The organism is Flavobacterium sp. ASW18X, from assembly GCF_005144745.1.
Classification (GTDB): Bacteria; Bacteroidota; Bacteroidia; order Flavobacteriales; family Flavobacteriaceae; genus Croceivirga.
Window position 1 is genome coordinate 1 of record NZ_SWKK01000022.1, and the last position, 25,473, is coordinate 25,473.

The following is a 25,473-nucleotide window of genomic DNA, read 5'->3' on the forward strand; positions in this document are numbered from 1 at the left end:
GCAACATCCAGCTCCGTATGCCAATATGTACATATAACCATCTGGTCCTATCTCCATATCTATAAAACCATCTTGGTTTTGAGGAAATACATCTGGAGCCAATTGTTCGGTATCCAAAATATCCCCATTCACATCCATCCCTACAGACCATACCTTACTCGTATTAAAATCATAGAAAAAGAAACGACCATCAAATTCTACTGGTAGCCGTTGTTGGTCGCTTAAACTTGGATTGTACTTATAACGTGGCCCTGCCATATAAGATTGATGGAAAAAATCCATCCATGCGGGCTGAGCTGGTGGTAAATCTGTGAGTCCCGTATTCCATACCGATATATTTTTTGGCAATACTGGGTCGTTATAATACGTTGGGACTGCGTAATCTATTAGAAAAGCATATTGAGAAGAATCATCATTACCACCAACCGTATTTGGGTCATTAATACCATTACCTGCAAAATAAGGCCAGCCATAATTACCTGCCTCCTTAACCAAATTCATCTCGTCTAGACCTACTGGCCCTTCGCCATTTGGTCCATCAACATCTGAATCGTGACCTACTTCGCCCCAAAACAACCAATCGTCAAATTCAGCATCTACATGCATGCGATAAGGATTCCTAGCTCCCATAACATATATCTCTGGTAGGGTATTGGGGGTTCCTGGTGCAAATAAATTACCAGTAGGAATGGTGTAACTACCGTCTGACTGCGGTGTAATACGAAGTATCTTTCCTCTTAAATCGTTAGTATTAGAAGAGGTGTTCTCAGCACTCTGCTTTGAATCGTTTTCATTAAATGGACCGTAAGGACTATGATTAGAGTTGTCTCCAGTGGCTATATATAAATTCCCTTGAGAATCAAAACCTAAATCACCCCCTGAATGAAAATAATTATCGCGCTGCGTATCCCACTCAATCACTACTACCTCTGAACTAAGGTTTAAATCATCCCCTTCCATTAAAAAGCGAGAGACACGATTCTTTACCGTGTCTAGTGGTGAGTAATGCAAATACACATAATTATTACTAGTAAAATTAGGGTCAAAAGCTATACCCAACAATCCGTCTTCCAAACCATGAAAAACCGATAACTCACCTGCAACATGCGTGGTTTGTGTTTCAGGATTAAAAACTATTAACTCCCCATATCTATCCAATAAAAAAATACGACCATCTGGAGCTATCTTAAACGTGGTAGCGTTTTCTAAACCAGTTACTAAATCAACTTGTTGAAAAGCACTTGGTAATTGCGCTCTAAGTGTAAATGAAAAGAAATTGATAATCGAAAAAACGAATAAACCGAATTTAAAAGCTTTAGATAAACCATTTTTGGTGGTGTCATCGTTAGATTTGGTTTGAAACAATTTAATGTTACTTATTTTCATAGTGTATTTTTTGCGGGCCAAAAGTACTCGTATTTACTTTTTAAGTAAAAGAATCTTATCAACACACAAAGTTATCCTCCAATTCAATACTTAATGACATAATTCGTTTAAACTCATTAAATTATCGACAAGAGTACACTAACCCATTCTATAAAAAAAAAGAAGTGCTTTTTAATATTTTATTTATGTTAAATCTTGAATTTACCTAAATAAATACTAATATTTTTTGTAAGAAGAAAATTACATTAATTATAAAAATTTAATAAATGCAATTTCACGTAACCAACTAACGGAAGCTAATAAAAAAAGAAATTTTAAGGCTTTTGACTAATTTTTAATATGACTTAAAACAGCCTCAATTACCTGTTTATCTTGATTCATAGAAAACTTTCTACTAAACAATGCCTCAGTTTCTAACAATTCATCTAACTCATTTATTGTCCATGTATAAGGCTTTCCTCTATCCCAATCAATCAATCTCATATAACTTTTAGACGAGTGCCTATCTCTAAACTCAGAATTCATCAATAACGTTTGCATAAACACCTCATCGTTAAAAAAACCATTATTAAAATGCGTTCTAACAAATTCGTGCTTATTGGCAACATACATTGCAAAATCATGAGGAATACTAAACCATGCTTGTCCCCAATAAAAGTCTTTAAACGGAATCTTACGTTTCCTATTAATAAATAGTAAAGCTTGTAATGCAGATAAAGGATACCGTATATTTCTAGAAATTTTCCTAGGTAATCTTCTATTCATGCCTTGGAAATGAAAATACTTGTACCTACTTGCTATTTTCCATGTTGTAACCTTAGTTACAGACAAAAACACTTTACCAAAATGCTCTTTAAAGAAATTATGAATATAATCTTGACTTTTTAATGGCAAGTCTACACCTGATAAAAGGTGATAATAATCATATCCCCCTTTTACAGCCTCTTTTAATAGTCTAAATTCACAATCTATTTGTGTAAAACCAGACCAATATATTGGCTTTCTGTCAATAAAGTAAAGCTTTGAAAATTTTAGCAATTCGCGCAAATCATCTTCAGAAATAGCGTCAAACTTTTGGTCTAGATGAATAAAAACATCGTTACGTTCGTCATCTAAAACTTGTAATAACTTTGTTAGTAATTCTGGTTCATTGTGAGCCATTACTAAATAAGCATGTCTATTGCTATTCATAATTATGATTTGAAATTATAACGCAGTATTTGAGAAATATTATTTTCTTTTAAAAAGATTTAAAAAACTGAATTTTCCAATTGGTTCTCCATATCCATAACCATACTTTCCACCATAACCAAGTTCAGAATTCTTAACCCCATTGACAACAAAAGCAAGATTATTAAGTTTGCCTTCCTTTTTTAGCTTTATAGGGTATGCCATATCGTCAATTTTAGTCTTACCAGCCCTTGTTACGTAGACTACTACATCTGCATTAGCACTTATTAACAATGTATCTGTAACAGGCATGGTGGGAGCAGTATCCACTATTACGTAATCGTAAGATTCAGACGCTTTGGTAATCAAATCCCCAAACCTTTCACTCAATAAAAGCTCAGATGGATTAGGATACAATTTACCAGAAGCTATAACATCAATAGCATTACCATGTATCACAACCTTATTGGTGATTTCACCAATACTTTTTTTACTGTTGTACAAATAATCTGTCAGACCAATTTGGTCTCTAAAATTTGCCCCGGGCGTAGCTCCTTGAGCCTCTTCTAAGAATTCATGAAATTTAGGATTTCTAATATCTGCCCCAATCAATAGTATTTTTTTCCCCGTATTAGATAAAATAAAAGATAAATTAGTGGAAAAAAAGGTTTTACCTTCTTGCGGCAAATTAGAAGTTACAAATACCACATTCTTTTTATCCTCTGCGCCAGAATTCTTTTTCAAGAGATAATCTATATTAGTTCTGATAATTCTTAACGCTTCTGAAATAACCGAACGATCTCCCGAACCAATAATTTTATTTTCTTTCTTTTTTAGTTTGGGCAACTCCCCAACAATAACGCCTCCTTCTATAAGCTTTTCTAAAGATTCTGCACTGTGAATTTTATCATCTAAAATATCTAATGCATAGAGCACTCCAATTGGGAGCATGAAGCCTAAAATCAAAGACGCCAAGTATATAATGCTTTTTTTGGGAGACACTGCATATTTACTGGCTGGATAAGCTGTATCTATAACTTTTGAGTTTGGAGCTGCAGAAGCATAAGCTATTTGAGCTTCTTCTCTTTTTTGCAACAAATACAGGTATAAACCTTCTACGGTTTGCTGTTTTCTAGTAATTTCTCGTAATGCCCTTTCGTTCTTTGGTGCAGAATAAATTTTAGAATTGATTGTCGCTAATTGAGAACTTAGATTATTTACCCGTAAACTTAAATTATTCTGCATGCTATTTAAACTAGATTTCATACTAGTTTTTAAACTCTCTAACTGCTCATCTATGTTTACAATTACAGGATTTTTTTCATTAGAACTTTTTAATAATCGCTCTCTTTCTAGCACCAACTGATTGTACCTAGCGGTAGTATTTGTAATAGATGGATCTGTTAAACCTATATTTGAAGGAAGAATGCCAAATTCATTATTTCCCTCTAACAAATCACTAACACTACCAGCAATCTGAAGTTGTGTCTGGGCATCTTGTAACTCTTGCTGGTTGGCCGCACTTACATTTAAATTAATGTTAGATTGTGAGGCTATATCCGTTAAACCTCTACCTGCTTTAAATTCTTCTGCGCTCTTATCAGCATCAGATAAATCTCCATAAATCTCCGCAATACGGTCATCAATAAAAGCAGCTGTGCGGTCTGCTATTTTCTTTTTATCATCCCTACCATTAAAATTGTAGGTCTTAATTAAACTGTTAAGAATATCTTCTGCCTTTTGCTTTACGGGATCTTGGATTGATAAATTTATTACAGAAGAAAACTTATCTATCGTTGCTGCCTTAAAACTTTTCTGATACTGTAAAGCAGCGTCACTAATAGGTACTAATTCTACTCGCAACTTTTGGCCAATAAATTTTTTAAAGATTTTTGCGTTACCGGGTAAAAAAGTAATCTTCCCCTCTTCAGTATCAATTTCTTTACCAAACAGAGCTTTTTTTTGCACCTCCTCACCATTTTCCTCTATTAGTAATGTAAGGTTAGTTTCTGACTTAGGTGTTATAACAGCTGTAAATTTAGCATCATTGGCTAGTGAATCTTTGGATACAAATGAAAAAGTAATAGGTACATTTTTATAAATCTCCGAACTTTTAACACTACCTACGTGATAAATTCTTTTATTTAAATTTAATGCTTTTACTACCGCTATAAAATTAGATCTAGAGCGCAACACTTCTATCTCATCTTCTACATTATGCCCCCCACCTGGCATAATACCCAAATCACTAAAAAAACTTAATTGAGACGCTGCTCCATCATCTTCTACTACCTGTATGGTAGCATTAGCTTGGTATTTTGGAGTACTGTAGCTCACAAAAAAATAAGCAATAGTAACGGCCATAACCAAAGAAAGTAAAAACCAATATTTATATTTTAAATAATACTTTACGGTTTCTTTAATTCCGTTAGTTGCGTTAGATGTACTAGGTGCTACTTGCAAGGTTGTTAATTTTTAAATTAATTGTTCCTTGATAAAAGGATAACGGTAGATGTAATTAAAACAGAAGCTATAGAAACTGCAATGGTTGCTCTATTATCTAAAGCGGAAGAAGTAATTGCAGATTTATTGGGTTCTACATAGACCACATCATTCTGCGTTAGATAATAAATATTAGACTCTGAGGCTTTTTTAGAGGTTAAATCTATTCTATCGTAAATTTTTGCACCTTCAAAGTCACGAATTACTAAAACGTTTTTTCGCATTCCTTTAATAGTTAAATCACCTGCCAATCCAAGTGCTTCTAAAATGGTTATTTGTTCCCCATTTACTTGGTAGGTTCCAGGTCTATTTACTTCACCTAAAACAGTAACCGTAAAATTTTGCAGCCTAATATTAATTATAGGATCTTTTAAATAATCTTTTAAATCATTGGTCAGATTAACACGCAGTTCTTCTGGTGACAAGCCAAGTACTTTAATTTTACCTAGTACAGGAAAATCTATTTCTCCATTGTTGTCAACTAAGTAATCTACTTGTTCCAACATTTGTCCGCCACCACTTCCAGAACCTCTACCTTTAAAAAGGTTAAAAGAAGCACTCGCTTCTGGATCTAGGGTAGAGACGTATATACTTATTAAATCGTCAATTTTAAATCTTGTAGTTGCTATATCATCTCTCACTATGGTTTCCAATCCTTGCTGAGCGGCATTTTGAAAATAAACTACATCTTGTTTAGATGCACAAGAAGACAAAACTATTGCAAAAACCGCTAAACGGTAAAATACTATTTTTCTTAAAATCATGATTTATTGATGGTTATTGTTAACGTCTAATGTTAGACGCAGCTAAAATACTATTTCTTGTTTACTACTATTTACTTTTAAATAATAAATAAAAATTGATTAGTGGATCTATTGTACAAAAGCACAACACTGGTAAAAAAACTCCAAATTTAATCTGTTAGTAGTACAATTATATAGATAAATGACACAATTATGCACTGTTTGGAATAAACCATAGTTTTTATGAATGTTTTTAGTCGCTATTTGTTTTCTTTGCACTTACTTATACAGAATAAAATATTAAGTACTTAAACAAAACAATTTTAACATTATATCGTTACAAGCTGTAGTTTGTCTTAATTAGAATAACCACAACTTAAAATTTCACCATTTTTGAACCTTTCAAAATCTAGTATGAAAACTATTAAAAACATTTGTTGTATTGGTGCCGGTTATGTCGGGGGACCCACCATGTCTGTAATTGCTTCCAAGTGTCCAGAAATAACAGTTAACGTTGTAGATATTAATGAAAAACGGATTGCTCTTTGGAATCATGAAGACTTAGATCAGCTGCCTATTTATGAGCCTGGGCTAAAAGAAGTGGTTGGCCAAGCCCGAGGTAAAAATTTATTTTTCAGTACAGATGTAGATAAGGCCATTCATGAGGCAGATATGATTTTTATCTCCGTAAATACACCTACCAAAACCTACGGTAAGGGTAAAGGACAAGCAGCAGATTTAAAGTATATTGAACTTTGTGCGCGCAACATTGCAAATGTTGCTGTCACAGATAAGATAGTCGTAGAAAAATCTACGTTACCAGTAAGAACTGCAGAAGCGCTTAAAAGTATTTTACACAATACTGGTAATGGCGTAAACTTTGAAATATTATCTAATCCAGAATTTTTAGCCGAAGGTACTGCTGTAGATGATTTATTTAATGCTGATCGAGTATTAATTGGCGGAGACGATACACCTTCTGGAAAAGCCGCAAAGGACGCCTTAAGTTCAGTTTATGAGCATTGGTTACCAAAAGAACGAATTTTACAGACTAATGTATGGTCTTCAGAGCTTTCTAAGCTCGTTGCAAATGCATTTCTTGCACAACGGGTATCATCCATAAATTCTATTTCTGCCTTGTGCGAAAGAACAGATGCTAACGTTGCAGAGGTAGCTAGGGCTATTGGTTTTGATTCAAGGATTGGTTCAAAATTTTTAAACTCGTCTGTAGGCTTTGGAGGTTCTTGTTTTCAAAAAGATATTTTAAACCTAGTCTATATCGCAAAAAGCTTTGGTTTACAAGAGGTTGCAGATTATTGGGAACAGGTAGTCATTATGAATGATTACCAAAAAAGGAGGTTTGCAGACAATATCATATCTACGCTATACAATACCGTCTCTGGCAAAAAAATAACGTTCTATGGATGGGCCTTTAAAAAAGACACGAATGACACTAGAGAATCTGCTGCAATATTTGTAGCCGATGCCCTTCTTGAAGAAAATGCTCATATAACCGTTTTTGACCCTAAAGTTTCTAAAGAAAGAATTTTAGCAGATTTGGAATATTTAGGGAATAAATCAAGAGAAGAATTAGAAGAGCTTGTTACCGTAGTTGGTAATCCAATGGATGCGGCAAAAGATGCACATGCTATTGCTATTTTAACGGAATGGGATGAATTTAAAACATATGACTGGGCTCAAGTATATGAGGCTATGTTAAAACCTGCTTTTGTGTTTGATGGTAGAAGAATATTGGACCATGAACCTATGGAAGCTATTGGTTTTAAATTTTATAAAATTGGTCAAACTAGTTAGTATTTGACCACAAAATTCTTACAAACAACAAACTATTACATTTCTGGGTTGATTTTTATCAGCCCAGAAAACAAAGTATAACTGGCTGTGAAAATAATTCAAGTAATAACGCTAAGTGAACCTATAGGAGGTGCTCAAATGGTATTGTACAATAATACCAAAGCGTTGGTTACTAAAGGGCATAAGGTAACTGTGATTGTAGGGCAAAAAGGTTCTTTATCTGATAAATTACAAGCTATTAAAGTTCCTGTGATTCACCTATCCTCTTTACAAAGAGAAATTAATCCATTTACGGATTATAAGTGTTATAAAGAAATGAAGGCTTTATTACAACAAGAAGCTCCAGACATTGTAATTTCGCACTCATCCAAGGCTGGAATCCTATGTAGATTGGCCTGCCACACTAAGAAGATTAGAAATATTTTCACCATTCATGGATGGTCCTTCACACCTGGTGTTAAAAGTTCCAGAAGAAAGTTATACTTAGCATTAGAAAAATTAATGGGCAAGTTTAGTGACCGAATGATTGCAGTATCTGGGTTTGACAAACAACTTGCAATTAAACATAATATCTGTAATCCAGAAAGGATAAAAGTTATATACAATGGCAGCCCTGATTATTTAGAAACTACCAAACCCAAAAAGCATAATGTCAAAGCTATTAAGCTATTAATGACTGCTAGGTTTTCTTTTCAAAAAGATCATAAAACCTTATTTAAAGCGATACAACAGCTACGAGATTTAAATTTTGAAGTAGATTTGGTTGGTAATGGCGATCTTTTTGAGGAAACTAAGATGTTGGCCAAGGAAATGGATATTAATCACTTAGTAACTTTTCATGGCGAACGTAACGATATCCCTAGATTTTTAAATGAAGCAGACGCTTTTGTATTAACCTCAAGGTTTGAAGGATTACCCTTATCCATTTGCGAAGCAATGTCTGTAGGCCTTCCTGTAATTGCCTCTAACGTAGGAGGTATTAGCGAAATGGTAAAGGACGATTATAATGGGTATCTAATTCCAAAAGAAAATGAGACCGTTTTAGCGCAAAAACTCGCTAGTATTATCAAGGATAAAGAAAAAAGGCAACAATTAGGTGCAAATGCTAGAGCCACCTATTTAAGTACTTTTTCTATTGATCGAATGGCTACTACTACAGAACAATACCTACAACAAATTTTAAACGAAAAATAACTTTACATATCATGAACATTTTAGTAACTGGCGCAGCAGGTTTTATAGGATACCATTTATGTGAAACGTTATTACGTAATGGACACTCAGTAGTAGGTATTGACACCATTAACGATTATTATGATATAAATTTAAAATATGCCAGATTAGCGCAATTAGGCATACCAAGAAAAGAAGCCAGTATTGCTAACACAAAAGTTTTAAGTACAATACATAGCAGCGCTATGGTTTTTTACAAAACAGATTTGGCTGATAAGGACAGTCTACAAGCTGTATTTGATGCCAACACCTTTGATGTTGTTTGTAATTTAGGAGCGCAAGCTGGTGTACGCTACAGCTTAGAAAACCCAGATGCTTATATTCAAAGTAATGTAGTAGGTTTTAATAACCTATTAGAATGTTGCAGACATGGTAAAATAAAACATTTGGTGTATGCTAGCAGTTCTAGCGTATATGGATTAAACACAAAAATTCCTTTTTCTACAGAAGACCAAGTAGACCATCCTATTAGTGTTTACGCAGCTACCAAGAAAAGCAATGAACTTATGGCCCATACCTATAGTCATTTATACCAATTACCGACTACTGGGCTTCGATTTTTTACAGTATACGGACCCTGGGGAAGACCAGACATGGCACTATTTTTATTTGTAGATGCCATAAAAAATGGCAAGCCTATTAAGGTATTTAACTACGGGAACATGGCTCGGGATTTTACCTATATAGATGATATTGTGGGTGGGTTAACTAAAATAATTGAAACTCCGATTGCCACTAGTAAGCGTAAAAATCAATTGTATAAAATTTACAATATCGGTAATAATCAACAGGTAAAATTAACAGCTTTTATAGAAGCTATAGAGGAGGCTTTGGACGTCACTGCCCTAAAAGAGCTAATGCCAATACAACCAGGAGATGTAGAAAGCACGTGGGCAGATGTTACAGCCTTAATAGAGGATTATAATTACACTCCAAATACGCCAGTAGAAAAAGGAGTAAAAGCCTTTGTGGATTGGTATACTAACTTCTACCAATAAGCATTTACCCATTGTTTGTAATTATTTTTACCGGCACGCTTGTTACCACTGTACTTGTTATTACATTTTTAGTTACTGTGGCCCCGGGTGATAAGGTAGCATTATGTTCAATGGTAATGTTGCCAAAAGCCATATTGCCGATATAAAAAGATTCATTGTCCTCTATAAAGAGTTTGTTTTCATCGGTATTAATATTACTAATAACACAACCAGAAGAAATACTACAATTATCTCCCATTCTTTTACAATTAATGATAATACCTGCATTTATATGGGCAATTTTTATCCTCTTATCTACCAAATTAATGGGTATAGTTAATTTGTATTTGTTAGACATTTCTTCTAAATACCAGATTGTAACAACAAGCTAGCACAATACTTAATTGATAATTGGAAACATAAAATTTAGGCAACAAAACTAATGCAAGTAGAAAGCTGCTATACCTAATTACTTAGCTCTTACTACTAACCTTAGTTTAGATACATGAATGTATTACCAGCCATATTTTACGAATAATACTCATCCAGATAAATAGTCAATCCTTTATAATCAGGATCATTTTAAAATGGAGCTAAATCGAATTAAAAGATTAAATATTTACATGAAGTATCGAGAATATATAAAATTTCCAATACTTGTATTTAATCGAAAAAAACGAGCTCAATAAAATAAATTCTTACCCCTAGCGTATTATAAGAAAGAAATGAAAGTGCATTTCATCGAAAAAAACAGAAATTTCATCGATACCGCACATCATTCTTCTAAATTAGCACACCAAATCAGAGAAAATAGTTTAACCCACTTAACCTATTACCCCAATGATGCCCCAAAGATTAAAAACCTACATGAGTATTACCCTTTTATTTTCATTAATTTCATTGTCCTGCAGTCAGGACAACGATGAGTTTGATATGGCGGTAGAAGGCTTTATCAATGAGAAAGGAGAAATCAGCAACACTTCGCCTACCGTCAGTTTTGAAGCAGTAGATGATATATTTTCCATATCTGGCCTAATTGCCAGTTCTAAATTGAATGTGTTAGCGAATGATAGCATTCCAACCACAGATATAGATGATTATCAAATAGTGGCCATAAGTACTGCCACTAATGGTGAGGTTGTTGTAAATGAAGACAAAACCATAACTTATACGCCTCATGCTGAAGCAGCAAGCAAAGCTGACAGTCAAGGAATGCTTACCGATGAGTTTACTTATACGCTTGAGATTACTAAAAATGATACTAATGAACAAAAGCAAGCTACAGTAACGGTTAATGCTTCATTTGAAAATAATTCCAGTGATGAAGCTACTGATGAAATGGGGGAACTGCTCGCATTTCCTGGTGCAGTTGGTTATGGCAAGAATAGCATTGGGGGTCGCGGGGGTCGTGTTATTCATGTGACTAACTTAAATGAATATGGAGAAGGAAGTCTTGTCGCTGCAATGGAGGCTTCTGGACCTAGAATTGTTGTTTTTGACGTATCTGGAACTATAGAGTGGACAAAGGAACATTATATAGCTAATCCAAATATTACCATAGCTGGCGAATCAGCGCCTTCCCCTGGAATAACTATTAAAGGACATACTTTTGGCATTAGAGCCTCAGAAGTTATAGTCCGCTTTTTAAGGATACGAGTAGCAGATGATGTAGATGGAAATCTTGACGGAATTAGAATAATCAATAACAAATCGAATACCACAATAGAAAATATTATTGTTGACCATTGTGATGTTTCTTTAGGAACGGATGAAAATTTAGCCTTAGCTGGCAATGCTCAGAATGCATCCAATGCATTAGCTAGCAATATTACAATTCAAAATTGCTTCATTTCTGACGGAATTGGCGAGAACAATTATGCAATGCTTATAGGACCAGGATTATCAAAAATTTCGATTATCGGAAATGGTTTCTTTAATAATGGCAATAGGGTACCCGAACACACTTACGGAGATGGCTCTAAAGGAATTGAATTTGTAAACAATATTATTTATAACTATAACCGATCTGTAACATTGAGTTTCGGACAATCAGAATTCGATTCTGTTGGCAATGTTTTCAAAGGCGATGCAGATTCTCCCCCCAGCCAAGCAGATCACGTTTACCAGCATAATGGTTACGAAAATCCTAACGGAAAAGTAACTGATGGAAAAATACATCAAAGTGATAATATACAAATTGGATTTTCATCTTATGGGATGATGAATCAACATTGGGAAGAGGTAAACCAATCCAACAGGGTGGCAGCTAGTGATTATAATCCACTGCCAGCGACCACTGTGGTAGACCACTTGTTATATGATATCGGAGCTAGTGTATTGTTCCCTGATGAAATAGGTGAGACTTTGGTAAGAGAATTTATTGATAGTTCAGGTTCTAGATACCACAATTCCACTGCCTCTGCTGGTGGGGTGCCCTATGTAGCACAAAATAAGCATTCAAGTAGTTTTGACACTGATAACGACGGAATGGCAGACTTATGGGAAATTACAGAATTTGGGACTCTTAATAGCAATTCAAGTGATGATGAGAATAATGATGGTTATACCAATATAGAAGAATTCTTTTTCTATATCAAAACAAATTAATTATGCTAATTAATCTTAATAATCGAAAATAAATACAGTTTAAACTGTTTTTTTTGATAGTATTTTAAAATGAATCATATTTGTTGGGTAACTACATCAATCTAACAGCAGTATGAAAAATATAACTAAGAAGTTATATAGAAAAACAAATGCAGGCTTTTACCTTTTAAAGCCTGCTTTTAATTTATACAACTATTTGTTATATGAGAAATATTTACCTCGTAAACACTATATCAAAAAAAAATTTAAAAAAAATTTCGGATATAAATTAGACCAACATCCAAAAACTTTAAACGAGAAGATAAATTGGCTTAAAATCAATTATCATAACCCTATAGGTAGTGATTTAGCGGACAAATTTAAAGTAAGGGAGTATATTTCAAAAACAATTGGAGATAAATATCTTATACCACTTGCCTATGCAACAGACAATCCTAAAAAAATAATTCCCGAAAATCTACCTGAGTTTCCATTTATTATTAAGACTAATCATAATAGTTCTGGTGGGATAGTTATAAGGGATAAAAAATTAATCACCAATTGGTCTAGCATTCATAACCAATTAAGAGCTAATTTACAAGATAATTATTATTGGCATGGGAGAGAACTTGTCTACAAAGACATAAAACCAATGTTAATTGTAGAGCAACTATTAGACGATGGATCCGGTCAATTCCCTGCAGATTATAAAGTTCATTGTTTTAATGGCAAAGTTAGGCTAATCAACGTTGATTTAGACAGAGGCACCCCAAATCAAACATGTAGTTGGTTTAATGCAAATTGGGAAAGGGAAATTTTCGAATGGGGAGGGAAATTAGCTGATGGTTCCTATATTAAACAAAGCAAAACTGAAATAGATAAACCAATTCCATTTAATGAAATGAAAAGTTTATCCGAATTACTTGCAAAAGACTTTAAATATTTAAGAATTGATTGGTATGTAATTAAAGGTCAACTTTTTTTTGGAGAACTTACTCTATACCATCATGGGGGAGGAAAACCAATTTTTCCAAAAGAGTGGGATTTGAAGTTAGGGAATGAATTAAATCTCACATAATGAAAATTGATTTCTCAATAGATAAGCTCAGCGGTGGTGGAGCAGAACGTGTTATGGTAACGCTAGCAAATGGTTTAAGTGAGAAACATGAGGTAAGGTTGATAACATTTACACCTGAGGATAAATATAAAGTTTCTTCAAATGTTAAACGGGTTAAATTAAATCATAAAAGTTTTAAGAACCATACTTTAAAATCCATCAATAATTTAATTAGGTATTATTCGCAAAGTCATAAGCCTGATATCTTGATAACTTTTATGCCCTACAATGCCCTAATAGCTATAGTAGTAGGTTTAATTTTACGGATTGATGTAATTGTTTCTGAGCATATCAACCATACCTTTAATAAAAAAACTAAAAAGGATTTATTCATCCAAAAAAGATTCTATCGTTTTGCAAAACATTTAACTGTATTAACAAAATATGACATTGAGTATTTTAAAAATATGAAAGCTAACGTAAGTGTTATGCCTAACCCAATTAATATACCTGATGATATAAATCCTTTCCAAAATAGAAAAAAGCAGATTTTATTAGTTGGATCACTAAATAGAATATATCAAAAAGGTTTCGATGCTTTTTTACCTGTAATAGCACCCCTTCTTAAAAAACATGAAGATTGGAAGTTGAAAATTTTAGGAAATGGGGATGAGGGAATGGCTTTATTAAAAAAAATTGCCTCTGAAAATAACATTACTAATCAAGTAATATTTGCAGGGTTTTGCTCGAACATCGAGCAAGAAATGCAAAGTTCTCAGATTTTTGTTTTACCATCAAGACATGAAGGTCTTCCAATGGGGTTAATGGAAGCTCTTAGTAATGGGATGGCATGCATTGCTTACGATTGTATTTCAGGGCCCAGTGAACTAATTGAACATGAAACGAATGGTTTGCTCATTGAGAACCAAAATGGCAAACAAATGTTTCTTGAATTAAATAGACTTATAGAGGATTCTTATTTGCGAGAGAGACTTGCTAATAATTCTGCTGAAAGCGTAAAAAAATACTCCCTAGATGTAATTCTTAGTAAATGGGAAAATCTTTTTAACACATCAAATGGAAAATAAAAAAGAAACATTTCCATTTATTCGTTACCTAATATTAGGGTTAATCATCTGGAATTTTCCTGGATTTACTCTCGTTTATGTCAATGGAGTACTTTCTTCCTTGTTAAGCTACACCTCTTATGCACTAATATTAATATATGTTCTATTAAATGGCAAAACAGGAAATTGTAAAGAAATGCTCCTTTTTGGAGCATTATATTTTCTAATAAGTATCTTAGTGAGCCAAGCATATATTAAAGATTTATATTCATTCTATGTCTCGGTTATAAAATACTTCATAATTGTGTGGGGAGGCTACGAAGTAGTAAAAAATACAAGTTTAAAGGAGCTTTGGTTTTTCCTCTTTATAGGATCTTTATCTATTCTAGGCAATATTTCATTATTCCCAAATCCCATTGCTGATCATGGACGTTATAGTGGATTTTATTTGGATGCAAATAATGGTAGTCTCATATGTCTATTTGGTTTAGCTTTGAGTTTTAGCATGGTAAAATCTTTAGGCCTTTTTAGTAAATTAAATTTTACTTTCATGGGTTTACTTACCTTATCTAGAACTTTTATGGTAATATGGGTATTGTATAATTTAATTTCATTAAAGTTGGACATTAAGAATATCAAATTATTTGTAATCGGATTTCTAACTTTAATTTTACTTGTAACCTTTAATGATTTTCTCCCAGTTAAAAATCCAAGACTTGAAGAAATAGGAGCACTAATTAATGGAGATTCTGTAAGAAAATCATCTGCATTAGATGAAGATTCTAGGGAAGAAACCTGGGCAAGATATTATGATGACTTAATGGAAAAACCTTTTTTTGGTAATGGTTATCAATCTTTTTTAGGTTATGGTGTTGTAAATTCGCAATGGGGGGTGCATAATACTTATTTACTTATTTGGGGTGAAAGCGGAATAATTCCTTTAGTTATATTTTTAATATTTCTTTTTAAATTGACAAGATTAAGTCTTAAACAATTTAAATCAAGTCCACATTTTTTATTTATTATTTTTTCATTATCACTATTTTTCATGACCAACCATAATTTTATGACCAATGAGTATGCCTTTTTTGTATTGATGTGGGTACATAGTGGTCTTAATGAAAGGCCTAACGAAGAAGAATTTCCAAAATCCAGATTTTCATTAATTGCCTAAACATGTCGTCCTTTATAAAAAGGTTTGTTGGAATTTTAAAAGCTTTATGGTTAAAAAGTAAAGGGCAGCTGTTATCTAACATGATTACAGTGGCTATAGTCACGGTAATAGTAAAAGGTGTAACTTTTTACAAAGAAATTGCTATAGCAGAAGCGTATGGTATCTCAGAGGTTTTAGACACTTTTTTAATCGCCATTCTCATTCCTACGTTTATACAAAACGTTTTTATCAATTCTTACGGTAGTGTCTTTATACCCAACTATGTATCTGAAAAAAAAGATGTTTTAAAGGCAAAGCGTTTTCAGGCAACTAGTTTTATAATCACAAGTGGTATTACCATCGTTATTATTATTTGCACTTATTTGTTTATAGATTATTATTTAGAAATACTCTTTCCTGGGAATAGCAATATTTACTATTCTCTAATTAAAAAACAATTATGGATTATTTTGCCTTGTATTTTTTTATGGGGTATTAACTCATTAATTATAGGTTTATTAATGGTAGAGAATGAGTTTTTATACTCTTCCCTTAATGCCATATTTGTACCTATAGTAACAGTAGTTTTACTATTAAGCTGCTATTCAATTTTTAAGGAACTAACTTTAGCATATGCTATGCTTATAGGTAGTGTATTTAGTTCTCTTTATCTAATAATTGTAGGATTTTCTAAAAAAATAATAACAATTGCATCTCCAGATTTTAAAAGCTCAAATATAAAATTGCTTTTAAAGCAAATACCTGCAAAAATGTCTTCTGCTCTAATTATGGGACTTACCCCTATTGTAGATCAGTATTTCTCTGCACAATTAGCTACAGGTGCAATTGCTGCTCTAAATTATGGTAGTAAAATCCCCGTAGTAACATTATCCCTAGCAAGTGTTGTCATTGGCAACACCTTATTACCCTATTTTTCTAAAAAAGCTATTGATGGTAATTCTCAACTTTATATTTATTTAAAAAAAATTTTAAGAACCACTTTTGGCGCTATGAGTATTGTTACTATAGTCTTAGTAATAGCGTCAAAATTTATTATCACTTTAGTGTTTGAGAGAGGTACTTTTACTGCCACAGATACCGAGCAAGTATATGTAATTCAACAAATGTATTTGTTACAACTTCCATTTTATTTAGCTGCTATTATTATGAATAAATATCTAACAGCTATTAATAAAAATAATTTTCTTGTAATTTCTTCATTCGTTAGTCTTTTATTAAATATCATCTTTAATTACATTTTCATTAAATTTTTCGGAATCAAAGGGATAGCATTAGCTACGGCTTTAATATATTTAAGTAATTCAGTTTTAATTTTCCTATACATTATCAAAATCAATAAAAGAAACGATTAAGTTGAAGTAGGATTAGATTAAGAATATAAGAACAAAAACATTTTAACGTTATTAAATACAACCTGTATTTTCTTCGATTTATACTGTAATACATGATTGATAGTAAACAAGCTTACTTAAATTACATAAAACAAGATGCCTTAGCCAGAAATGAAAAGTATGATAGTTTTAAGGATAAAATTAAACAGGTATTAATACCTAATCCTACCTGGAGATTCCAGAAAATGTTAAGAAAACTCGAATTTCTTTTAAACTGTAAGAATGGTTTTTTTTGGAAGCTTTACTTAATATTTTACAGAAGAAGGTTTAATAAGCTATCCCAAAAATTAGGTTATTCAATACCCCCTAACGTATTTGGTCCTGGTCTTTGTATTTTACATTATGGAACTATTGTAGTGAACAGTAAAGCTAGTGTTGGTAAAAACTGTAGAATGGAAGTTTGTGTTAATATTGGCGCCTCTGGTGGTAACCCAAACGCTCCTAAAATAGGAGATAATGTTTACATAGCACCAGGTGTAAAAATATATGGCGACATTAAAATTGGAAATAATTGCGCTATTGCAGCCAATTCTTCAGTAAATAAGTCTTTTGACGAAGATGGTGTACTCATTGCCGGTTCACCTGCCAAAAAGATTAAAGCGATTGATATAAAAAGAATTATTAAACATATTTAAAAAAGTTATCTTTTGCGTCAAGAGGAACTTATCACCAAAAGAATTAGAGTTTTAATTTGTATTCCTACTTTGGGAGCAGGCGGTGCTGAAAGGGTGATGCTTTTCCTATCGCATCATTTAAATCCTAAATTATTTGATATCACTTTAGCTGTTATTGGTTACGAAAAGGATAATTTTTATAATCCTAAGAATGTCAAAGTAGTCTATTTAAATAGTTATCGGGTAAAAAAATCGCTTTTCAAGCTATTTATACTGTTTTGGAAACTTAGGCCAGATATTGTATTAAGTTCTCTAACTCATCTAAATTACAACTTAGCTTTAGTGTCCTATTTATTTCCAAATACAACTAACATCGCTAGAGAAACTTTTGTATTAAGTAGTGCGGAAAAATTTAATAAATGGGATGAAAAACCTTTACACAGGATTAACAAATGGGTTTCTAATTTTGCTCATAGAAAAATTAACTATTTTATTTGCCAATCTGATGATATGCGGATTGATTTACAATTAAATCCCAAATACAATGGCAAAAAGTTGGTTACGATAAATAACCCTGTAGCATCAGAAATAAAAACTAAAAACAGTATACCTCAAGTAAAACCTATACAGCTTATAACTGTAGGTAGATTGGTAGAACAAAAAGGACACAAAAGAATTTTATCATCTCTAGCCAAAATAACTTTTCCTTTTCATTACACCATTATCGGTGATGGTATTGAAAAGGAAAATATTAAAAATTTGGTAAAAAGTTTAAATCTGACTGAACAAGTTACCTTTATTCAAAAAACTACTGAGGTATATAAGCATTTATCTAAGAGTCATATTTATTTACAAGGCTCCTTTGTAGAAGGGTTTCCTAATGCCTTAATTGAAAGTATTGCAATTGGTACCCCAGCAGTGGTTTACAATGCGCCTGGAGGTATTAATGAAATTATACAAATTAATGAAAATGGTTTTATAGCTGAAACTGAGCAGGATTTTGTAATTAAATTAACTGAATTATCAAATAAACTTAATGAATTTACACCATTGAAAGTAAGCAACTACGTTAAACATAAATATAACGCCAAAGCTATCATCAAAAATTACGAAGACTTATTTATTAAAGTTTGTACTAAAGCATAAACGAAATGCAAACTGACCTTAAAATATCTATCTACATAAACTCACTCGCTGGTGGTGGTGCAGAACGTGTGGTTTCCTATTTAGCTCCTTATTTGCATAAAAAACAAAAGGTTTATGTAGTACTCAACAACGCTACTATAGCATATACATTGCCAGAAGACATACCCATTATTTATTTAAGCTCCAAGAAAGAAAAACAAAATGGACTATTAAAATTATTGAACCTTCCATTTTTAGCTTACCGCTATGCAAAGTTTTTAAAAAAAGAACAAATAACACACTCTTTTAGTCTTTTAACTAGACCATGTTATGTAAATATTATGGCCAGATGGTTTACCAACCATAACTACAAACTAATCATAAGCGAACGCAACTACCCTAGCATGCAATATCGTGGTTCTAGTGCGCAAGCCCGTATTAATAGAAGATTAGTAAAATGGCTCTATCCTAAATCCGATTTGGTGATAAGCAATGCCAAGGCTAGTGCCCAAGATTTGGTGGAAAATTTTGGTGTTAATTCAAGCAAAACAGCCACCATATACAACCCTATTGCTATAGATAGAATCAGTGCAATAGAACCAAAATCCGATTTTTTTAATACGGCTTACGTTAATGCGGTAAGTATAGGGCGATTGGTAAAAGAAAAAAACCATACTTTTTTATTAGACGCTATAGAACCTTTTAAAAATTTGCGGTTATACATTTTTGGTGAAGGGGAACTAAGAGGTTCTTTGGAGGAAAAAATAAAGAATCTAGGTTTGGAAAATCGGGTGTTTCTAATGGGATTTGAATCCAATCCTTTTCAATATCTAAAGGCTGCAGATTTCTTTTTATTTGGTTCTTTAAATGAAGGATTTCCAAACGTATTATTAGAAGCCATGTGTTGTGGACTACCAATTATTAGTACCAATTGCAAATCTGGGCCTGATGAAATGCTAGAATTAAAAGAGGCAAAAACAGATGATATTATGTTCACAGATTATGGTATTCTTACTCCAATAGAAGATGTAATTTTGATGCAGAAGGCAATACATTATGTTCTAGATTCACCAGATTATTTGGTTAAAAGAAAGCCACTTTTAAAAAGACGAATCACAGATTTTGAAAAAGAAACAATCCTAAAGTTGTATGAAAAGACTATTCTTAACTAAAAAGGGCTTGGTAAATACCAAGCCCTTTTTAGTTATAAAGTTTTAGTATTTAAAACTCCAATATCTTAAATTCTGAACGTCTGTTTTCTCTGTGTTTACTTTCTGGACAATACACGCCATCAGCACATTCATTAGTCAATTGGCTTTCTCCAAACGCTTGCGTTTTTAAACTGGCTTTTGATACACCTTGAGCCAATAAGTAATCTGTAGTACGTTTAACTCTCCGTTCTGACAACCATTGATTATAGGTATCTGTTCCGCGAGCATCGGTATACGAACTCACCTCTAGCACCAAAGAAGGATTTTCTTTTAATAGCACCACTAACTTATCTAAAGTTCTTTTAGACTCGCTATTTAGATAGGAAGAATTCAAATTAAAATAGACCAATCCTAAATCATCAATTGCATTACGCAAAGCATCTTTTTTAGCTTGTAAGGCATCTTGCTTTGCCTTTTCTGCAGCTGCAAGTTTTGCTTGTTCTTCTTCTCTTTTTAAACGCTCTGCTAATTCTCTAGCTTCTCTCTTCGCTTTTTCTGCTGCAGCAATACTATCATTAAGGCGCTGTTGCTCCGCTTGCATTTCATTAATGAAGGCCAATTTCTCTTCTCCTTTAAGAGATAAACCTTTTTCTATTCCAAAACGATAAACTACTCCGGCTGCATGTTGAATATGATTGGTAGAATTTTCTTTATTCATGGTCCATTTACCAGTAGAACTAAAATCTAGTCCCCAGTTATCTGAAATCCAAGTTCTGAAACCTACATTGGCGTTGTACGTTCCTCTACCTTGGTTATTAGCTTCTGTATAACCAGCGCCAATGCCAACATAGGGGTCAAAAAAACCCGTTTCTCCTAATATCTTATTCAAGTCGTAATTAACTCTAAAGTCAACCGCATAATAATCTGATTCTTCCGTAACTACCAACCCATCAACTACTTTGCCTTCTTGATATTTATTATAACTACCAATAGCCTCTAATCCTAAACCATTTTTGAAGTATCTTCCAATACTTAAACGAGACGGGTGTGGTACCACATTCCAGTTATCAGAAAAATTAAGTACATCACTGAATTCGGACCCAGCATCATCTACAGCATTCATTCCAACGCCAACAATCCAAGAACTTAAAACGATAGTATCTTTTTTGGTAAGAACAGGTATTTCTTCTTGTGCTTGCACAAAACAAGTGGATACCATTACCATTACTAAAGCAAGACTTATATTTTTTACATTTTTCATCATAGTGTAACTTGGGGATTACGCTGCAAATCTAATTTTTTTAAACAAACTGGATAAAATTTCCCTTTAAATCTTGCTTTCTATCGACTATCTGCTTGTTTTAGTACGAATTGCGGTAGCGTGACTTATACGCTTTTTCGTAAACTTCCTCATACAACGGTAATATATTCTGTATTTGAAACTTTTTAGAAACTTTAAAAGCATTCTCTTTAAATTCTTCTAAACGCGCATCGTCTTCTAAAATATAAAGGGCATTCTTTGCCATTTCTTCTACGTTCCCTACATCACTTAAAAACCCGGTTACACCGTGTTCATTCACTTCTGGAATACCACCTGTGTTGCTAGATACAACCGCCACTTTATTAGCCATTGCTTCTAAAGCTGCTAAACCAAAGCTTTCCGTTTCTGAAGGAAGCAAAAACAAGTCTGAGAAACAAAGAATTCTATCAATCTCATTGCTGTTCCCTAAAAACAATACTTTGTCCTCTATCCCCAATCTTTCGCACTGGCGTTCTGCTTTTTCCTTAGCTGGCCCTTCCCCTACCATTATGAGTTTGGCAGGCAATTTTTGCTGTACTCGGTAAAATATATCTACCACATCTGGTATACGTTTTACCTCTCTAAAGTTACTAATGTGGGTGATTATTTTTTCATCGTCCTTAGCCATTAAACTCCGTTGGCAATCTGTAAAACCATTATGGTATTTGCTAGAATCGATGAAATTTGGAATTACTTCAATATCGCTTTCTACATCAAAAATTGCTAAAGTTTTTTGCTTTAAATCCTCAGATACAGAGGTTACTACATCAGATTTATTGATACTAAAGGTAACTGCGGTTTTATAAAACGGATGCTTACCAACTAAAGTAATATCAGTACCATGCAAAGTGGTTATCATTGGAATATAAATATCCTCTTCTTTCAGCATTTTTTTTGCCATATACCCAGCATATGCATGTGGAATTGCGTAGTGCACGTGCAAAAGCTCTATTCCGTATTGTTTAATAGTATCTACCAACTTGCTAGATAAAGCAAGTTCGTACGGTTGGTATTGAAACAAAGGATATTTGGGAACGTGAACTTCATGAAAATGAATATTATTATTTAAAAGTCCTAAACGCACGGGTTGCTGATAGGTGATAAAATGAACCTCGTGTCCTCTTTCTGCCAAGGCTATGCCCAGTTCCGTGGCTACTACACCACTACCCCCAAAAGTAGGGTAACATACTATTGCAATTTTCATGGGTTAAATGTAGGTCTTTATTTATAACCTAATTGATAAGAGAATCATAAATAGCTTGCTGTATACGCGTTCGCAAGCCAGATTTTACCAATAGATTATTGGTCATTGTTGGGTAGGTTCTATTAGACAGAAAGACATAAACGAGTTCTTCTTCTGGATCTGCCCATGTATAAGTACCTGTAAATCCGCTATGTCCAAAACTTTCTCTAGAAACACATCCGCAGGTAGGACCACTATTTTTTAATTGTGGTTTATCAAACCCTACTCCTCTTCTTACATCTTCATCACAGAAATAGCAGGTATTAAATTTCTTTACTGTTCGCTCATTAAAAAACCGATGACCACCGTAGTATCCGCCTTGCAAATACATTTGCATAATCTTAGCCACATCTAAAGCATTGCTAAATAAACCTGCATGGCCACCTACACCACCTTGCATGGCCGCTCCCATATCGTGTACATAGCCTTGTACTCTTTTAAACCTGTAGTAATTGTCTTCTTCTGTCGGTACTATTTGAGCTCTAGGAAACTGTTCTATAGGGTTATAGGCGGTGTGTGTTGCTCCTATAGGTTTTAGTAAAAACCGATTTAGAAGTGCATCTAACCGCTCGCCATAAGTGTTCTCTATGTAATGTTTCATCACGTAATAAGCTACGTCACTATACCGGTATTTATTACTTTTTAATTCTTGTCTACCGATTCTGTTGTAAATGGAATCCTTATACGCATTAGACAAATACATACCATCAAAAACTTTGGTAGAATAGTCTGGGGAAGGTTCCCTTCTATAAAAAAAGTCCGAAGGTTTTCTGTTATCATCCAATGTACTTACATAGAACGCTATCCATGCCGGTAATCTACCGTAATGGGATAACGCCTTTAGAACGGTAACATCTTTTAATTCAGATTCTTTATAGGCAGGTATTAATTCTTGAAAAGTATTATCCAATTCAATTTTACCTTCTTCTTCCATTTTCATAACCAAAGGCAGTGTGCCTAGTATTTTAGTTACGGAAGCCAAATCAAACAAATGGTTATTGGTAATACTATCATTGGTTTCATAAATGGGTTTGCCAAAGCTTTTATTATAAATTACTTTTCCTTTTCTAGCAATCAACACTTGTGCTCCAGGATACATTAACGAGTCTAAACCTGCCTGTACCAACTTATCCACTTCTTTTAGTTTGGTACGGTCAAAACCTACTCTTTCCGGCATACTAAAACCTAATCTAGCAATAGGTTTTGTATTTATGCCTGTCCCTACCTTAAACGAAGGGTGAGCTGTTACCGGTAATTTGCCTTTGGCACCAATAGCACCAAAAATTACTTCCGCCGCCTTTTCTTGAGCTATTGCACTATTTTGATAGGCCATGACAATACCATCCATGGCAGACCAATCTTGGATATCTAAAAGTGCATAGGGCTTGGTAAAAACACTCAATATGGTATTATTTGAACGCATTCTGGCTATTTCTTGAACCCAATACTTCTCGTTTTCAGAGAACTTATGCGCTTTCCATGGACTCGCATTACTTTTATGAAAGCCTATTACTACTAAATTATAATTACGTAGTTGCTCTCTATATTCCGCAATATCTTTGGCTTGTATCACATCTACGTCTACATATGTTTTTAAGGTATTTAAAAACGTATCTCCAGATGCATCACCAAATTTAACATAAGCAATTTTTTTATTATCCAATCGGCGAACTGGTAGTATGGAAAAGTTGTTTTTTACTACCGTAATGGCGTTTTCTATCGCGTTCTCGTAAAGCAAATCATCCTCAATGGTATGCAAATCATTGACTAACCCTGCTACAACCACAGGACGATACGTATTTAACCCTACCTTATACTTCGCTTTTAATATTTTTTTTACAGAACTTTCCAATCGCGCTTCAGAAATACGACCAGAATGGTAAGCTTCCACCATTTTAGCATGAGCACTTGCCACATCTACCGGCATTAAAAGCATATCGTTACCAGCTAAAAAAGCACTTAATTCTACCTCGCCTTTAGGTGCAAATTCAGAGACCGCTTTCATATTCAAAGCATCTGTAAACACCAAACCTTTATATTGCAATGTTCCCTTAAGGTATTCTTTAATTATTTTTTTTGACAAGGAAGAAGGTAGTCCCTTTTTCGGTTCTAATGCTGGAATGTTTAAGTGTGCAACCATGATAGAGCTGATGCCAGTATCTATCATTTTTTTAAAAGGATACAACTCAATACTATCCAAACGCTCTTTACTAAAATCAAGGAAAGGAAGTGATTTATGCGAATCTGTAGCTGTATCGCCGTGACCAGGAAAATGCTTGCCAGATGCCAGTACACCTGCAGACTCCATTCCTTTGGTAAATGCAACTGCCTTACGTACTACATTTACCCGATGTTCCCCAAAAGAACGATTACCTATGATGGGGTTTTTAGGATTGATATTAACATCTAAATCGGGAGCAAAATTAATGTGCACCCCTAAACGTTTGGCATGTTCCCCAATATGCTTCCCTACCTGGGCTACTATATCATCTTTTTGTATGGCACCTAAGGTCATATTCCAAGGGTACGCAAATGTAGAATCTAAACGCATAGCTAAACCCCACTCTGCATCTTGGCCAATGAGTAGCGGTAAATTAGAAGCTGCTTGATATTGATTGGTAAGAATGGCTTGTTGTACCGGTCCTCCTTTAGAAAATATAACACCTCCAATATGATATTGTTCTATCTGTTGCTTTATTTTATCCGTAGAGGTCTTGTTTTGGTCAGAAGCTACACTAACCATAAATAGCTGCCCTATGCGCTCTTCTAAACTCATGGCATTATACTTGGTATTAACCCATGCTTTTTGTGCCAACGTATCTTTAGCCGACAGTGGGTCTATTTGGGCAAAAGAAATGTAAGTATATAAAAGGGTTAGGGTATAAAATACTAGAATCTGCTTCATAAATCGTCTTAAGAAATGAACTTAAAGCGATTAA

19 protein-coding genes are annotated in these 25,473 nt (G+C 33.7%); 11 read left to right on the forward strand and 8 right to left on the reverse strand.

Annotation, left to right across the window (positions count from 1 at the left end):
- From FBT53_RS13810 to FBT53_RS13825, 4 genes are all read right to left on the reverse strand, one after another.
- A partial coding sequence (locus FBT53_RS13810) for a sorbosone dehydrogenase family protein (RefSeq protein WP_136951781.1) occupies positions 1 to 1,386 on the reverse strand: 1,386 nt, incomplete at its 3' end.
- 327 nt (positions 1,387 to 1,713) lie between these two features.
- Entirely contained in the window at positions 1,714 to 2,577 is an 864-nt protein-coding gene (locus tag FBT53_RS13815; RefSeq protein ID WP_136951782.1) for a beta-1,6-N-acetylglucosaminyltransferase, read from the reverse strand.
- 39 nt (positions 2,578 to 2,616) lie between these two features.
- Positions 2,617 to 5,019: a polysaccharide biosynthesis tyrosine autokinase gene (locus tag FBT53_RS13820; protein WP_240729842.1), complete on the reverse strand. Its 2,403-nt coding sequence runs from the start codon at positions 5,017 to 5,019 to the stop codon at positions 2,617 to 2,619.
- Positions 5,020 to 5,036: 17 nt separating this feature from the next.
- Positions 5,037 to 5,822: a polysaccharide biosynthesis/export family protein gene (locus FBT53_RS13825; RefSeq protein WP_136951783.1), complete on the reverse strand. Its 786-nt coding sequence runs from the start codon at positions 5,820 to 5,822 to the stop codon at positions 5,037 to 5,039.
- Between the two features lie 393 nt (positions 5,823 to 6,215).
- Here FBT53_RS13825 and FBT53_RS13830 point away from each other — a divergent pair, with 393 nt between their 5' ends.
- The 3 genes from FBT53_RS13830 to FBT53_RS13840 all read left to right on the forward strand — a co-directional run bounded on the left by FBT53_RS13830 (position 6,216) and on the right by FBT53_RS13840 (position 9,847).
- Entirely contained in the window at positions 6,216 to 7,616 is a 1,401-nt protein-coding gene (locus tag FBT53_RS13830) for a nucleotide sugar dehydrogenase (protein ID WP_136951784.1), read from the forward strand.
- Between the two features lie 87 nt (positions 7,617 to 7,703).
- A complete protein-coding gene (locus FBT53_RS13835) occupies positions 7,704 to 8,810 on the forward strand; it encodes a glycosyltransferase family 4 protein (protein ID WP_136951785.1) in 1,107 nt (368 codons plus the stop codon).
- Between the two features lie 11 nt (positions 8,811 to 8,821).
- Positions 8,822 to 9,847, forward strand: a complete 1,026-nt coding sequence (locus FBT53_RS13840; protein WP_136951786.1) for an NAD-dependent epimerase — start codon at positions 8,822 to 8,824, stop codon at positions 9,845 to 9,847.
- A 4-nt stretch (positions 9,848 to 9,851) separates the two neighbouring features.
- Here FBT53_RS13840 and FBT53_RS13845 read toward each other — a convergent pair whose 3' ends face one another.
- A complete protein-coding gene (locus FBT53_RS13845) occupies positions 9,852 to 10,184 on the reverse strand; it encodes a hypothetical protein (protein ID WP_136951787.1) in 333 nt (110 codons plus the stop codon).
- A gap of 482 nt (positions 10,185 to 10,666) precedes the next feature.
- Here FBT53_RS13845 and FBT53_RS13850 point away from each other — a divergent pair, with 482 nt between their 5' ends.
- The 8 genes from FBT53_RS13850 (at position 10,667) to FBT53_RS13885 (ending at position 20,012) form a co-directional block, all read left to right on the forward strand.
- A complete protein-coding gene (locus FBT53_RS13850) occupies positions 10,667 to 12,433 on the forward strand; it encodes an Ig-like domain-containing protein (protein ID WP_136951788.1) in 1,767 nt (588 codons plus the stop codon).
- A 112-nt stretch (positions 12,434 to 12,545) separates the two neighbouring features.
- Complete coding sequence (locus FBT53_RS13855; RefSeq protein ID WP_136951789.1) at positions 12,546 to 13,490, forward strand: ATP-grasp fold amidoligase family protein; 945 nt, start codon at positions 12,546 to 12,548, stop codon at positions 13,488 to 13,490.
- The gene (locus tag FBT53_RS13860; RefSeq protein WP_136951790.1) at positions 13,490 to 14,557 is read left to right on the forward strand and encodes a glycosyltransferase family 4 protein; all 1,068 of its coding nucleotides are present in this window, start codon (positions 13,490 to 13,492) and stop codon (positions 14,555 to 14,557) included. The genes FBT53_RS13855 and FBT53_RS13860 overlap by 1 nt, the downstream gene beginning before the upstream one ends.
- A complete protein-coding gene (locus FBT53_RS13865) occupies positions 14,547 to 15,710 on the forward strand; it encodes an O-antigen ligase (protein ID WP_136951791.1) in 1,164 nt (387 codons plus the stop codon). Before FBT53_RS13860 ends, FBT53_RS13865 begins: the two co-directional genes overlap by 11 nt.
- 2 nt (positions 15,711 to 15,712) lie before the next feature.
- Positions 15,713 to 17,062 (forward strand): murein biosynthesis integral membrane protein MurJ, encoded by a 1,350-nt coding sequence (murJ, locus tag FBT53_RS13870; RefSeq protein WP_136951792.1) that lies wholly within the window; start codon positions 15,713 to 15,715, stop codon positions 17,060 to 17,062.
- Between the two features lie 92 nt (positions 17,063 to 17,154).
- Positions 17,155 to 17,736, forward strand: a complete 582-nt coding sequence (locus FBT53_RS13875) for a serine O-acetyltransferase (RefSeq protein ID WP_136951793.1) — start codon at positions 17,155 to 17,157, stop codon at positions 17,734 to 17,736.
- A 12-nt stretch (positions 17,737 to 17,748) separates the two neighbouring features.
- Positions 17,749 to 18,861 carry a glycosyltransferase gene (locus FBT53_RS13880; protein WP_136951794.1) on the forward strand — a complete coding sequence of 371 codons (1,113 nt, stop codon included), beginning with the start codon at positions 17,749 to 17,751 and terminating at the stop codon, positions 18,859 to 18,861.
- A 5-nt stretch (positions 18,862 to 18,866) separates the two neighbouring features.
- Positions 18,867 to 20,012, forward strand: coding sequence for a glycosyltransferase (locus tag FBT53_RS13885; RefSeq protein ID WP_136951795.1), 1,146 nt, complete (start codon positions 18,867 to 18,869; stop codon positions 20,010 to 20,012).
- A 49-nt stretch (positions 20,013 to 20,061) separates the two neighbouring features.
- On the opposite strand, the gene FBT53_RS13890 is transcribed toward FBT53_RS13885, so the two are convergent.
- The 3 genes from FBT53_RS13890 to FBT53_RS13900 form a co-directional block, all read right to left on the reverse strand.
- The gene (locus FBT53_RS13890) at positions 20,062 to 21,252 is read right to left on the reverse strand and encodes an OmpA family protein (protein ID WP_136951796.1); all 1,191 of its coding nucleotides are present in this window, start codon (positions 21,250 to 21,252) and stop codon (positions 20,062 to 20,064) included.
- 100 nt (positions 21,253 to 21,352) lie between these two features.
- Positions 21,353 to 22,495, reverse strand: coding sequence for an N-acetyl-alpha-D-glucosaminyl L-malate synthase BshA (bshA, locus tag FBT53_RS13895; protein ID WP_136951797.1), 1,143 nt, complete (start codon positions 22,493 to 22,495; stop codon positions 21,353 to 21,355).
- A gap of 28 nt (positions 22,496 to 22,523) precedes the next feature.
- Complete coding sequence (locus tag FBT53_RS13900) at positions 22,524 to 25,439, reverse strand: glycoside hydrolase family 3 N-terminal domain-containing protein (RefSeq protein ID WP_136951798.1); 2,916 nt, start codon at positions 25,437 to 25,439, stop codon at positions 22,524 to 22,526.
- Positions 25,440 to 25,473: the final 34 nt, after the last annotated feature.

Coding starts and splice junctions, on each gene's coding strand:
- FBT53_RS13815 (WP_136951782.1), bottom strand. CDS start 2,577: ATGAATAGCAATAGACATGCTTATTTAGTAATGGCTCACAATGAACCA.
- FBT53_RS13825 (WP_136951783.1), bottom strand. CDS start 5,822: ATGATTTTAAGAAAAATAGTATTTTACCGTTTAGCGGTTTTTGCAATA.
- FBT53_RS13830 (WP_136951784.1), top strand. CDS start 6,216: ATGAAAACTATTAAAAACATTTGTTGTATTGGTGCCGGTTATGTCGGG.
- FBT53_RS13840 (WP_136951786.1), top strand. CDS start 8,822: ATGAACATTTTAGTAACTGGCGCAGCAGGTTTTATAGGATACCATTTA.
- FBT53_RS13845 (WP_136951787.1), bottom strand. CDS start 10,184: ATGTCTAACAAATACAAATTAACTATACCCATTAATTTGGTAGATAAG.
- FBT53_RS13850 (WP_136951788.1), top strand. CDS start 10,667: ATGATGCCCCAAAGATTAAAAACCTACATGAGTATTACCCTTTTATTT.
- FBT53_RS13855 (WP_136951789.1), top strand. CDS start 12,546: ATGAAAAATATAACTAAGAAGTTATATAGAAAAACAAATGCAGGCTTT.
- FBT53_RS13860 (WP_136951790.1), top strand. CDS start 13,490: ATGAAAATTGATTTCTCAATAGATAAGCTCAGCGGTGGTGGAGCAGAA.
- FBT53_RS13865 (WP_136951791.1), top strand. CDS start 14,547: ATGGAAAATAAAAAAGAAACATTTCCATTTATTCGTTACCTAATATTA.
- murJ (WP_136951792.1), top strand. CDS start 15,713: ATGTCGTCCTTTATAAAAAGGTTTGTTGGAATTTTAAAAGCTTTATGG.
- FBT53_RS13875 (WP_136951793.1), top strand. CDS start 17,155: ATGATTGATAGTAAACAAGCTTACTTAAATTACATAAAACAAGATGCC.
- FBT53_RS13885 (WP_136951795.1), top strand. CDS start 18,867: ATGCAAACTGACCTTAAAATATCTATCTACATAAACTCACTCGCTGGT.
- FBT53_RS13890 (WP_136951796.1), bottom strand. CDS start 21,252: ATGAAAAATGTAAAAAATATAAGTCTTGCTTTAGTAATGGTAATGGTA.
- bshA (WP_136951797.1), bottom strand. CDS start 22,495: ATGAAAATTGCAATAGTATGTTACCCTACTTTTGGGGGTAGTGGTGTA.
- FBT53_RS13900 (WP_136951798.1), bottom strand. CDS start 25,439: ATGAAGCAGATTCTAGTATTTTATACCCTAACCCTTTTATATACTTAC.